This window comes from Endozoicomonas atrinae (genome assembly GCF_001647025.1).
Classification (GTDB): domain Bacteria; phylum Pseudomonadota; class Gammaproteobacteria; order Pseudomonadales; family Endozoicomonadaceae; genus Endozoicomonas; species Endozoicomonas atrinae.
This window is the reverse complement of record NZ_LUKQ02000186.1, coordinates 1-10,997: the sequence shown is the minus strand read 5'-3', so window position 1 is coordinate 10,997 and position 10,997 is coordinate 1. Positions and strand designations below refer to the sequence as shown.

At 49.5% G+C, this 10,997-nt stretch carries 16 protein-coding genes and 1 pseudogene; 2 read left to right on the top strand and 15 right to left on the bottom strand.

Features of this window, described 5'->3' with window-relative positions; all coding sequences use genetic code 11:
- Positions 1 to 89 precede the first annotated feature (89 nt).
- From AK963_RS20310 to AK963_RS32290, 13 genes are all read right to left on the bottom strand, one after another.
- Positions 90 to 467: a hypothetical protein gene (locus AK963_RS20310; protein WP_139117553.1), complete on the bottom strand. Its 378-nt coding sequence runs from the start codon at positions 465 to 467 to the stop codon at positions 90 to 92.
- A 30-nt stretch (positions 468 to 497) separates the two neighbouring features.
- On the bottom strand, positions 498 to 1,502 hold the full coding sequence (locus AK963_RS20305; RefSeq protein WP_066017256.1) for an alpha/beta hydrolase: 1,005 nt from the start codon (positions 1,500 to 1,502) through the stop codon (positions 498 to 500).
- Between the two features lie 395 nt (positions 1,503 to 1,897).
- Positions 1,898 to 2,263, bottom strand: coding sequence for a hypothetical protein (locus AK963_RS20300; protein ID WP_066017255.1), 366 nt, complete (start codon positions 2,261 to 2,263; stop codon positions 1,898 to 1,900).
- A gap of 1 nt (position 2,264) precedes the next feature.
- Positions 2,265 to 2,501, bottom strand: a complete 237-nt coding sequence (locus AK963_RS20295; RefSeq protein ID WP_066017254.1) for a hypothetical protein — start codon at positions 2,499 to 2,501, stop codon at positions 2,265 to 2,267.
- Positions 2,502 to 2,507: 6 nt separating this feature from the next.
- A complete protein-coding gene (locus AK963_RS20290; protein WP_139117552.1) occupies positions 2,508 to 2,837 on the bottom strand; it encodes a hypothetical protein in 330 nt (109 codons plus the stop codon).
- Positions 2,838 to 2,945: 108 nt separating this feature from the next.
- A complete protein-coding gene (locus AK963_RS20285; RefSeq protein WP_066017252.1) occupies positions 2,946 to 3,140 on the bottom strand; it encodes a hypothetical protein in 195 nt (64 codons plus the stop codon).
- A gap of 121 nt (positions 3,141 to 3,261) precedes the next feature.
- The gene (locus AK963_RS20280; RefSeq protein WP_066017251.1) at positions 3,262 to 5,985 is read right to left on the bottom strand and encodes a DEAD/DEAH box helicase family protein; all 2,724 of its coding nucleotides are present in this window, start codon (positions 5,983 to 5,985) and stop codon (positions 3,262 to 3,264) included.
- A 15-nt stretch (positions 5,986 to 6,000) separates the two neighbouring features.
- Complete coding sequence (locus tag AK963_RS20275; RefSeq protein ID WP_238593799.1) at positions 6,001 to 7,503, bottom strand: site-specific DNA-methyltransferase; 1,503 nt, start codon at positions 7,501 to 7,503, stop codon at positions 6,001 to 6,003.
- A 150-nt stretch (positions 7,504 to 7,653) separates the two neighbouring features.
- On the bottom strand, positions 7,654 to 7,899 hold the full coding sequence (locus AK963_RS20270) for a hypothetical protein (RefSeq protein WP_066017249.1): 246 nt from the start codon (positions 7,897 to 7,899) through the stop codon (positions 7,654 to 7,656).
- 12 nt (positions 7,900 to 7,911) lie between these two features.
- Entirely contained in the window at positions 7,912 to 8,070 is a 159-nt protein-coding gene (locus tag AK963_RS33380) for a hypothetical protein (RefSeq protein WP_175404582.1), read from the bottom strand.
- Positions 8,071 to 8,275: 205 nt separating this feature from the next.
- On the bottom strand, positions 8,276 to 8,668 hold the full coding sequence (locus AK963_RS20265) for a hypothetical protein (protein ID WP_066017248.1): 393 nt from the start codon (positions 8,666 to 8,668) through the stop codon (positions 8,276 to 8,278).
- A complete protein-coding gene (locus AK963_RS20260) occupies positions 8,628 to 8,876 on the bottom strand; it encodes a hypothetical protein (protein WP_139117551.1) in 249 nt (82 codons plus the stop codon). Before AK963_RS20260 ends, AK963_RS20265 begins: the two co-directional genes overlap by 41 nt.
- Positions 8,860 to 9,162 (bottom strand): hypothetical protein, encoded by a 303-nt coding sequence (locus AK963_RS32290; protein WP_139117550.1) that lies wholly within the window; start codon positions 9,160 to 9,162, stop codon positions 8,860 to 8,862. Before AK963_RS32290 ends, AK963_RS20260 begins: the two co-directional genes overlap by 17 nt.
- Positions 9,163 to 9,437: 275 nt before the next feature.
- On the opposite strand from AK963_RS32290, the gene AK963_RS32285 reads away from it, so the two are divergent.
- Both AK963_RS32285 and AK963_RS20250 read left to right on the top strand, forming a co-directional pair.
- Positions 9,438 to 9,662: a hypothetical protein gene (locus AK963_RS32285; RefSeq protein ID WP_139117549.1), complete on the top strand. Its 225-nt coding sequence runs from the start codon at positions 9,438 to 9,440 to the stop codon at positions 9,660 to 9,662.
- Entirely contained in the window at positions 9,628 to 9,996 is a 369-nt protein-coding gene (locus tag AK963_RS20250) for a hypothetical protein (RefSeq protein WP_139117548.1), read from the top strand. Before AK963_RS32285 ends, AK963_RS20250 begins: the two co-directional genes overlap by 35 nt.
- A 200-nt stretch (positions 9,997 to 10,196) precedes the next feature.
- Here AK963_RS20250 and AK963_RS20245 read toward each other — a convergent pair whose 3' ends face one another.
- Positions 10,197 to 10,697, bottom strand: coding sequence for a hypothetical protein (locus AK963_RS20245; protein ID WP_066017244.1), 501 nt, complete (start codon positions 10,695 to 10,697; stop codon positions 10,197 to 10,199).
- Positions 10,698 to 10,807: 110 nt separating this feature from the next.
- Positions 10,808 to 10,997, bottom strand: a pseudogene (locus AK963_RS35675) (IS630 family transposase); the annotation flags it as partial.

Here is a 10,997-nt window from a genome sequence, read left to right as displayed (position 1 = left end):
GATCATCCTGAGTTTTAATCTGACTGGCTATTTGATCTACCAGTTTTTCGTTGATTTCAACGCTCATTGTTATTCTCCATTTTGGAGTATTAACGACAAGCGTTTACACAATTTAAATTACATTCCCTATGAAAATAGCCCACGGTTGAACTACTCCATGTTAAGTAATGCAGATCATTGACGACAAGACCAGCTTTTTCAGCATAAAAATCAGCGTTCTTCCCTAAGTCAAGTAACAATTCCTGCCCAGACTTTAGTGCTTTATGATTACCAACACAAAATACCAAGTACGCTGCAACTATTGCTATCGTTTGCTTTATCGTTTTAGTCGATCGTTTCATACCTAAAACAAAGCCTGATATAGCAAGGGTTACGGCACTAAAGTAACCCCACACAGTATCCACTTGGCTGTATTGAGTTTGATACAATTGAATTGCATCGAATGCTAATTGAACATTATCTTGCATGGGAGTTACTTCACTGTATTTCATCAAGCGTTATGACTTTTTAAGTACCAGTTTACCTTCTACTTCAATACGAGTAGGAATACTGCAACGATCAATATCACCCTTGAGTGTCAGGTATAGATCTTTTGCAAAAAGCGGATCATCAAAATGCCATGAATGAGACCATGTGCCAGAAGCATTGCTGTCATCTTTATTAAGGCCAGACCAGTGTGGCCCAACATCGACATTAACAATATTTTCAGGTGCGTCTGATGGAATACCGACTCTTCCTACCCTTGGCGCCGTTCCCAATCTTTTTATATTAGACATTTTAAGAGCTGAGTCATATGGATTTTGATAATTGGTAATTCGAATAGAATGTTTGAATAAGCACTGTGATTTAGCATCATTTTGTGACAGCGACTTTTTCGCTATATCAGCACCAATAAAGGCAACTTGACTCACCTGCCAATTAATTCGAGAAATAAATCTATTATGACCTGATTCGTAAAATGCCTCTCTTATAACATAAGCACCGGTAGAGTGCCCCAGCAAATGAACATCAATATCACATTTATTCGCTACTTCATCCCGCTGAGCTTTTGCCAATAGCATAATTCCATCTTTAACAAGTTTGCTTGCTGTTGACTTTGCGTCAGAGCGATCCTCTAAATAATTCAATGTCTGAGTTGCACTTGGCCAATCAAAGCTAACAATCGCCCCCTTATATCCTTGCTCTCCTAATCTTTTTTGCAATAAATCATGCCGTTTCATGGCTTCAGCCATTGAGGTATTGTAACCATGAACAAAAATTAGAACATCTCCATATGCGAAACCCGCGCGTGGATGTTCTTTTTCATACCTTCCGACCTCAGCGCGTCCAACGACTGACTTCAACCAATTAGTTTTTGTTAATTTATGATTCTCAGGATGAGGAAGCTCCCCATCAGGAATCTCTAGATAGCGGGTTGCACCAGGTTCTGCTCCAAACTCCTGACTGCCATTTTTTAATTTTTTGACATTCCTGACGCTTATAAAAAAGTTTGTACTACCCATAACATCCCCCAGATTTAAAAAAACAGATGATCAAATTTCGAATTGATGGATAATTTTTATTACTGATATATTCTTATAAAAGTTTTTCTATCATGCAGAAAAATAAGTTTTTAAATTTAATACTTTTTGTTATTACAGGTTACAGGTTACATGTTACTCAGAGACACATTAAACATCCATGCAAGACAATTGATTTGGATCAATGGAAAGCCTGATAACGATTAGGGGATCGCACGAAAGGAACTTCAGCGAGTTGCTTTATTTCCACTTACAGTGACTTTTAACTCGGTAACTTCATGAACTCGATTCAAGTTAATCGCTGAACGGTTGGCGATTCCCACTAAAGTAGTGGGAATGTGTACTGTCAAAACCAACAAACAGCGGTGCTGTCGTCACTATTTGCTGAACAGCTTGTCGTTCAGTAACTTCTTTACTTCAGGAAAGCCGGACAGCGCCTCAATGCAGCTACCACTGCCCATGCCCCTGCCGGACTCATTGATATACCAGTGATGGCTGGACTTGTAGTACACCGCATAATCCTCATCGGCCAGGCTGCCGCTAGCCACAATCGGCATCAGTTGGTGATGGGTTCGGCTGATCTGGTCGTCCTGATCCTTAATTTCGGTCAGCCGAACCTCCCAGGCAATCACCGGCTCCAGTACCAGGGATTTCTCACGGGTGGTCATATCCTCACTGACCAGGGCAACATGCGCGTCAGGGGTATTATTGGGGATGACGTGGGTAGACTCCGTTCTCTTCATGTTATTTTCCTCTTATGTAAACACACTCGCCATTCTGGTTCAGTTCCGCAATCTGCTTGATATCCACATCCTTTATCTGCCGGTTATGCTCCCTGGACATCTTGTGGATGAATTTATCCACAACATGCGCTTCGTAAGCTTTCCCCGTCAACCTGTCATCCGTGTCGAGCACGGTGGTTATCAACGACGTGTCGACGTGGCAGTTACCTTCACAGGCAATACGGAATAACTTAATCATTGTCGTTTAACGGTTACTGAGCAGGGCTTCAAGACACCCCTGCGCACCATGCCCCTCAGACAGTTCTGCGATATACCATGCCCCTGTCGAAATGTAGTAAACGGCATGGTTGTCATCAATGACCCCACTGGCAACAATCGGGATCGCCTGGGTAAAGGTTTTGCTGATCTGGCTCGACCCTTCGCTGAGCATCTCGGCACTGACAATCACCTCCCATGCAACAATGGGTTCAAACAGCAGCTCATATTCGCCACTGTCAACCGCACAGAGAACGGCGACATGAGCATCCTGATTGTAATTGGCAACCACATGGACAGAATCAACCGTAGGTCTCATTATCTGCACCTCATCTAAAAAGTGGTCGGACAGGCTTCGTATTTTTGCCATCGTTTACTATTGCATGATCCCCCATAGAAGGGAATGCCAATACATCAGCCTGCGCGCCTACACCGGCTCCACCCTTTTCGCTTCCGACTCCTTACGCTTAACATAGAGCAGAAACGTCTCCAGCTCATCGTAACGCGTCCGGCAATGATTGTTGTAATGGTAAACCGCATCCATCAGCGTAGCCTTCCAGGAAGAGGGCGACAGGTCGGGTTTATCGTACTGTTTAAGAAACAGGTAAAGCTGATCATTCATGGTTTGCACGTAAACTAACAATCGTATCCAGGGGGCTGAGCCACACTCAGTACCTTGCCGACTGGCCCCCATCATTTATCTCACAAAGGCTGAGCACTGTGTGCCACCGCAGTAGGGCAGTCTAATCTCGGACAGCCTCCAATTGAATCACATCCAGAATCTGCTGCCGCACATCCCGTCCCTGGCTGTCCTGTTCAACTGCCATCAGAAACAGGCACTGACCTCCACTGAGTTCAGCCCAGCGATGGCCAATCGCCCGCTTCTCGGCAGAGTCATAATTACTGGCATACGCCTCCCCTTTGTATTCCACCACCAGCATCCGGCCATCGGTAAGCTGACAGACAAAATCAGGGTAAAAGTTGCCGTGGGCCAGCGGCAGCCAGAACGACGCCTGGTCACGACGCACCAGGTTACGAATCCAGAACTCCACCTCCGTCAACCCGTCAATGGCCTTGGCACACTCATACTCTTCCCCCGTCGCCTTCAGGTCTTCGATCAGGCTCTGCGGGAAGTAATGTTTTTGAAACTTGTAGCGACCGGAATAATACGGAGGGCGTGACGGATACTGCTCAGGATTAAACGAATAGACAAACTGATCCGACAGGCAGACAGCACTCCCCTCGGCAAACACCGATAACTGATACCCCTGCTTCTGCGCCTTCCGCCGATGAAGTTTGATCAGGTCACCAATCGCCCTGGCCAGCTGAAACTGGTTTCTCACCAGCGCCGTCAGGCTGAGGGTCGGCTGTTGCAGCAGCGAGTTCACCAACCGTGCCACAAACGGCAGCATCTGCTGCTGCAAAATATCCGGCTGCTTCAACTGCCGGTCCAGCCAGCGCACCAGGTCATTCTCAGTGGTTTCAAGAAACCCCTGGTTCAGCGGAATCACCTCTTTCTCACCAGCCACACGGTAACTTATCTGCTGACCATCAAGATCAATGGAAAAACTCTTGGTGGTCTCCTCCAACCGGAAGCTGGGCAACTCGGCAGGGTAATCCAACAGGTTCCAGCCATGGGCATGAAGCAGAAGCTCCGGTTCAACCAGCTCAAGCTGCGCCTGGTACTCCATGCACAGCAGGGGCAGGCTGCCAAATCGCTGACCATTTTCCGACGGAGCCCTGGCCGCCTGAATCGCCAGGTTATGCACCCGAACATCCCTGGCCAGCTTCTCCCTGTCCGCCTGTCGGGTCATCCCCTGGCTCAATACCGTCTGAATCGCCTCCGACACCTCGCCGGTCACCTTGACCACCGTATTGCCATCACGATCCTCGGACATGACAACCTGCGCCCGTTCACTGTCCGAGAGCACCGAGGTATCCGGTGCCTTTGGCAGCTCAAACACCACCGCAGGCGTCACCAGTTGTGGCCGGATCAGCCGTTCGGTATCGTCCTCATCGCCCTCGAACAGATCGTCCTGGGTATGGGCCGCGCTTTGCTGTTTCAGAAAGGCCGCAACCTCCATCTCCTCAAAGCCCATGGCAATCAGCTTGTCAGTCAGCTCCTGGGCAGCGTGGGCAAACTTTGGGCTGGCCAGGTGGGCATAGGCACGGTTCAGGTCTTCAATCACCCGCCGTCGGGCGTAGGGCATCCGCAACACCCGCCCGAGCAACTGCTCCACATCCTTACTGCTGGACACCTGCTTCACCGAGCAGAACACATAGGCAAACGAGCAGTCCCACCCCTCTTTCAACGCCTCAATGGTGATGATGTACTCAATGGGGCAGTCCGGCGCAAACAGGTTCAGGCCATCCAGCTCCCGCTGGCTGCCGGTGGCAATGGCAATCGCCTTCGCTTCAATATTCAGCGTCTCAACCAGGTACTGTTTCAGCACCTCAACGGTCACGTCACCGTTTTTCGGCTCCGCCTGGAACAGGGCAATCGGGCGGATGTAATCCGTATCTTTCTGCGCATCCATCGCCAGCTTATTGCGGGTGATCACCGCATCCCGAATGGCATCCTGCCAGTTCTGGTGTTCACTGAGCATGATCGGCAGCTTGATCATCTCCTCCGCTTTCAGTTCCGCCGCAGAGACGTGAAACAACACATTGCTGCCATTGGTGTTGGTGGTATTGGGCGTCGCCGTTAACTCGATCACCGCCGCCGGATGCACCCGTCGCAACGTATCGAAGGTCAGACTGGTTCGGGCATTGTGCGCTTCATCCACAATCACCAGGGGCTGATGCAGCGCCAGCAGATTGGCAAAGGAGTATTTGACCGAACCGATCGCTCGGGGGCTGAGCCCGTTCTCTTTGATATCCGCTTCAGTCACCCTTTCCAGTCGCGCCATCGCGGGATGGTGAGCGGACAGTTTGGTAAAGTGCGGTTCAAAATCCTCGTTATAGGCATACACCCGCCGTCCCGACGTGTCGCTCACCCGCAGGTTGGCCAGTGTCGAAACCACCACAATCGCCTTGCTGCCCACATCCTGGGCACGAATCTGGGTAACGTCGTCAATATCCAGCACCAGCACCTGGCGGTTAAAGGCCGCATCCAGGCGTTCCCGATAGGGGTGGCCCGCCGTTTTTAACGCGGCCACCGTTTGCAACCGGATGGTATTGGTGGGCACCAGCCAGAGGGTAATCGGGGCGGTAGTATTAAGGTACTTGCGAGCGGCAATATCAATGGCATAAGACCCCAACACCGTTTTACCGCCGCCGGTGGGAATACGCAGGCAGACATACGGCACCTGTTCAAAACCATGATCGCGGTAGGCCAGCTCCGGCATCCCCTGGGATTTCAGGGCAGCGTCGTAGGCATCGGTGACAGAGCCGGTAACCTGACAACCGAGCAGAAAATGCTCCAGCGTATCCACCGCTCGTTGCTGGTAATTCTTTAAGGCAAACATGTCTGGCTCCTTGCTTTACAGCGCACCGACGTCGTAAGGAATTTGCTTGAAGGTGATATTGGCCTGCTTCAGACGGCCTTCACCCAGTCGGGTAGACTCGCCGTAGATGACAATCTTCCGGCCCTGATGGTCGTGAATATCCGGCAGTCCGCTCAACACACTGCCGGTCAATACATTACCACCGTCTGGACGACGATCGCCCAGTATACCGTTATAGAGCAGATAATAGGCGATATCCTGGCTCACCCCCAGAAACGCCGATGGCGCTTTCTGGTTAAGTGGTGTTTTGGTTTCCAGATACCAGAGATGAGAGGCCAGCGTATTGAACTTGATCTCGGGGTTCAGGCTGCCGTAGTCATCAAACACCGGCTGCCCCAGCTGATAAAAACGGAAACCGCCGCCGCCCTGCCACTCAACCGCTTTGGAAATGCCCCCCTGCTCACCATCCACCACTTTTTTCAGTCGTGGCTGACAGTGGGTCTGGGCATGTTCACCAATTTCGATACCGATATAACGACGGCCCATTTTATGGGCAACCGCAGCGGTGGTGCCGGAGCCGAGGAAAGAGTCGAGGACCAGATCGCCTGGATTGGTAGAAATATAAATAATCCTTTCGAGTAATTTTTCTGGTTTGGGAGTAGCAAATGGAGACTCTTGGTTAAGTACTTGAACTTCACGCTTTGCGTCTTGAGTGTGCCCTACATCTTGCCAAAGCCAAATCGACTGATGCGGGGCGCTTGTGTCAATTGATGACAAAAATCTCTTGTACGCAGGAACTTTGTTGGTTCCATTTTTCCCCCACCAAATCAAGTTGTTTTGTACATGATTCAAATGAGTTTCTTGCTGATAACGCCATACAGCTGTTTTCTTGGGCCAAACTTCTTCACCTGTAACAGGCTGTCTTATTGGATAATATAAGTTTGGACGCTCAATGTTGTTTTTATTGCATGTATAGTCACTCGATTTCCACGGGCCTCTTGGGTCATTATCAGGGTTTTTATATGCTTTCAGCGCCGATTCAGACCTTTTTATTTTGTTTGGATTCCAGTTCAGGTGATTCTTTGTGTACACCATGAGGTGCTCATGATCTTCGCTCAAAGACTTGGCATCATTGGATGGCGCATACTTCTTTTGCCAAACAGTATTTGAAATGAAGTTTGCACGCCCAAACACCTCATCCATAATCACTTTCAAATAATGGGCTTCATTATCATCAATCGAAACCCAAATACTCCCATCCTCAGCGAGCAGCTCCCGCAGCAGTTCCAGTCGTGGATAGATCAGGCTCAGCCATTTGCTGTGCTCAAGGTTATCGTCGTAATGCTCAAAGGCCGAGCGGGTGTTGTAGGGCGGGTCAATATAGATGCACTTTACCTGACCGGCATAAAACGGAATCAGCGCCTTTAACGCCTCCAGGTTATCCCCCTGGACCAGCAGGTTCCCGCTTGCCGTATCGCCATACGACAGTTCCGGCACCTCCTCCAGCAGCCGATACGCGCACCGTTGCGCCTGGGTCACAGCGTCGTCTTTATCGAGCCAGTGCAGTATTGGCATGGTTGGCAACCCACCTTTCAGTCATCAAATCGGGTTATGGTAGGGAGTTCAATCGTGGTTGGCAATCGGCGTACATCGAGTTTACGGCGAGACATAACGCAGGGAAGCGACGGTTTAAGACAACTCAACCAGCACTTCAGGGTAAGCCCTTTCCAGTTTCAGCAGATGCGCCTCGATCAGCCGGATTCGACGCTGGTTCAAATCACTCGGCTGCCACTGTCGGCGGGCTTTCAGGTCTTCGGTCAGCTTGATCACTTCTGCCCTGGCGATCATCCGTCGCACCGGCATGGAGGGAATCAGGCTGTAATTGACAAATCCATCGCGATTTCGGGGAATCTGTTTCCAGTCAAACTGGGTCATGGTCGCTTCCTGTTACGGTTGCTCCATATTCTCCAGAATGGTGAGCAAATCTGCAACGGTGTAATCACTGCCATGCATCTGATTGTACCTGTGCAGCATTGAGACCCAATCCGTATCATCGGCGCGATCATCATTCAACAGGAGGCTGACGACACTGGCTAGATGATCCATTCATTTTCCTCACAACGAGGCGCGCACATTTCCAACAGCCCGAGATGCTCACCTGGGTAATCTGATTGACGAAAATAATACTGTGGAAATAAACAGTATTGTTGTCAACGATTTTTTTACTCTCATTCCCATGCTCCAGCATGGCAATACATTTCATAGCCATCGCGCCGCGCCCCAGAGGGCGCGAGCGCAGCGTGGCGTTAAATTACTGACTGCTTCTATAACCGAGTAACGTCAGTGCAAGACGATACAATACCGAAAAATCCTTCAACCGCATAAAGACATAAGCGTCTTCAATGCTCTGCCGGTTACGCCGGTTGATGACGATGGGCAGCTCGGGAGAGTTGGTCAGTTTTTTATTGCGCTCGGCCTGCTCCAGTGCTTGCGGGAACGATAGTTTCTCGACGCGCTTGGCTTCGACGAACAGTTCCGGTGTGCCGATCAGGTCAGCACCGCCGACAATGCCGATGTTTCCTCCGCCAGACAGGGGCGCTCTCGAACACTGCTCACGTTGATAGACGTGGTCGTTAAGCCATTGCGCCAGCTCCCGTTCGAACTTATCGCCTTTTTGTTTTGCGCCCCTGGGTTTCAGAGCCATGGGTGTCGTCTCCTTTGACGGGTTGGTCGACAAAATTTAATGTCTGTTCTGCCGCGAAGGCATAACAGTTGTAGATGTCTGATAAATATTTCTTATCCTCGTCGTTGTCGCAGGCGTCGATCGCTTCGAGCGCCCACTGTTTCATTTGATCCAGCTTCGAGAGATAGCCATCGAGTCTGAACGGCACGGTCTCAGAGATTGAAGCCATAGTCCTCATGGTTTGATCGCTCCTTGCAGGGGGTACAGATGTATTGCCACCTGGGTCTCGGCTTCGTGCATTTGCATTTCATGCACGGGCGATTCCAGGTGGGAGGATTAAAGCGTGGGGTGTACTTGGCACCGTCGAAGTGACGAATGTTGTGACGGGCGAGAATGCGCTTGAGCGTATCCACACAGCACCCCATGTGCTGTGCCAGTTCGGAAAAGCTGAGAACTTCGTGGTTATCTCTCAGCCACTGGAGTTGCTCGTCCGTGAGCTGAATATGGCGAGGCATAACGTCGTCCTTTTGCTGTCATATAAACACATATCACAACAAATTAGAATCTATATTGCCTTTTGTTGTCGTGAATTGTTGCCATAACTAACTTTTTCTGTAAAATCGAAAGCTCTGCATCCAGTAAAGCGGGAGCGGATACTGTTTTTTCGTGACTGCGATGCAGCCCTTCGCCTGGGGCTACGGGCTGCGGAAGTAGGAGAAAGAGAAGAAGCGGCGTGATGGAAAGGGCGAGCTTTCGACAAGCTGAACATTTTTTTTAAAGGGGTCACGCTTTGCACAACAACAACAATACAGGATCACCCCCCACCGACCAGGACCTCGAAAAAATCAAAGCCCAAAACCGTAAGAAGTACCCCGAGCTGGCCCGCGTGGTGGATCAGCTCGCCGAGACGTTCGGCCCTGATCAGGTCAAGGTGGTTCACATGGAAGGCGATTGGAGCAGGAAGCATGATGGAACTGCTGATGATGGTGCAACCCATCCCCAGAAAGAAGATTGATACCACTGTACGCTGGCAGGGAAGGGACTGGACGTTGACCGAACTGGCGGAAGCATACGACATTAATCGCTCAACGCTGTATTACCGTCTGTTTGTTTACTTCTGGCCGGTACGCAGGGCACTGACCAAACCGGACCGGAATAAACGTCAGCAGGCAAAGCGCAAACCACGAAAACTTTACCGCTACAAAGGGAAAAACTACTCGCTGAGCGCACTGGCAGAACTCAGTGGTAAGCCCATGACCACACTGGCCACCCGACTGGCAAAAGGCATGAGCGTCCATGACGCTGTCACCACCCCAATCGACAAAAGCAAATCCAGGCAGAGGCGATAAACCCACACGTTGATCTAATGCCAATCAAACGCCCTGACTACGTTATTGTGCTGGCGATATGGACGCCAGCCCTGCGTATGAATTCCTCGCAATAACCCCACGCCTTGCTCTGTCGTACATATCAGCAGCCTCATTACGGTCGTTAGAAAGCACAACTGGTATGATCGGTAATTTAAGCAGGTAACGCCCCCTAACAATGTTCATAATTTTGGAATCATTCGTAGTGCATCACTCCTCTGCTCATACAGTGCATAAGATACAACCGTACTTTTAGATGCAACCATAGCGAGGCCAGGGCCAATATCGCATTCATTTTTACGGATTCTGTCACGGGCAGCATAAGCAGGCTTAACTCTCTTATAAACATCCTCCCACCAGTGAAAACCGTATTTTTTCTTAATACTGTCTTTAATTGCTTGAAATTGTTCTTTACTATCAGGCCCGTCAATTGAAGCCAGGATACTCGCCCAGATCATTTTTCTATGCAATTGACTGGGTAGCCACTGATTTTCCTTTAGCTCACTGGCAATATCGGGATGAACCAGCAATAACCCTTGATTGATCATTCGCTTAATCCATAACGGTTCAGCCAACGCTTTACAATCTGACCTCTCCTCTGAAGACAAAGCGTTGAGCCTTCTCGACCATTCAAAGGGATTATTTATCTTTGATAGCTCTTCTGCTATTTCATGCACCGTCATACCTTCTCCATGTACCAACAAGTGTCATAGTAGTCTATCACTGTAGTATATTTTTCCGGCATACATTCAACCGTAACCTTGGGACTTTTTATACCAATTGAATTTTCTAACTACTGTATAACTGCCCAATCACGGGAGCACAGACTGAACAGTCGACCAGCTTCGCTGCAAAGGTTATTCCAAGCTTCACAGCAACAATCTACAATATTTTCATAACCTGAAAATGCTTTGTTTGATAAGTCATGCTCCCGCATCCACTCCCATAGCCTTTCTGAGCTGTTTAACTCCGGTGCGAATGGT

Bases quoted from the DNA above. Each gene is read 5' to 3' on its own strand.
- AK963_RS20250 (WP_139117548.1), top strand. From the start codon at position 9,628: ATGATGGTGCAACCCATCCCCAGAAAGAAGATTGATACCACTGTACGC.
- AK963_RS20270 (WP_066017249.1), bottom strand. From the start codon at position 7,899: ATGACCCAGTTTGACTGGAAACAGATTCCCCGAAATCGCGATGGATTT.
- AK963_RS20285 (WP_066017252.1), bottom strand. From the start codon at position 3,140: ATGAATGATCAGCTTTACCTGTTTCTTAAACAGTACGATAAACCCGAC.
- AK963_RS20290 (WP_139117552.1), bottom strand. From the start codon at position 2,837: ATGAGACCTACGGTTGATTCTGTCCATGTGGTTGCCAATTACAATCAG.
- AK963_RS20295 (WP_066017254.1), bottom strand. From the start codon at position 2,501: ATGATTAAGTTATTCCGTATTGCCTGTGAAGGTAACTGCCACGTCGAC.
- AK963_RS20265 (WP_066017248.1), bottom strand. From the start codon at position 8,668: ATGGCTCTGAAACCCAGGGGCGCAAAACAAAAAGGCGATAAGTTCGAA.
- AK963_RS20300 (WP_066017255.1), bottom strand. From the start codon at position 2,263: ATGAAGAGAACGGAGTCTACCCACGTCATCCCCAATAATACCCCTGAC.
- AK963_RS20245 (WP_066017244.1), bottom strand. From the start codon at position 10,697: ATGACGGTGCATGAAATAGCAGAAGAGCTATCAAAGATAAATAATCCC.
- AK963_RS20260 (WP_139117551.1), bottom strand. From the start codon at position 8,876: ATGGCTTCAATCTCTGAGACCGTGCCGTTCAGACTCGATGGCTATCTC.
- AK963_RS20305 (WP_066017256.1), bottom strand. From the start codon at position 1,502: ATGGGTAGTACAAACTTTTTTATAAGCGTCAGGAATGTCAAAAAATTA.
- AK963_RS33380 (WP_175404582.1), bottom strand. From the start codon at position 8,070: ATGGATCATCTAGCCAGTGTCGTCAGCCTCCTGTTGAATGATGATCGC.
- AK963_RS20310 (WP_139117553.1), bottom strand. From the start codon at position 467: ATGCAAGATAATGTTCAATTAGCATTCGATGCAATTCAATTGTATCAA.
- AK963_RS32290 (WP_139117550.1), bottom strand. From the start codon at position 9,162: ATGCCTCGCCATATTCAGCTCACGGACGAGCAACTCCAGTGGCTGAGA.
- AK963_RS20280 (WP_066017251.1), bottom strand. From the start codon at position 5,985: ATGTTTGCCTTAAAGAATTACCAGCAACGAGCGGTGGATACGCTGGAG.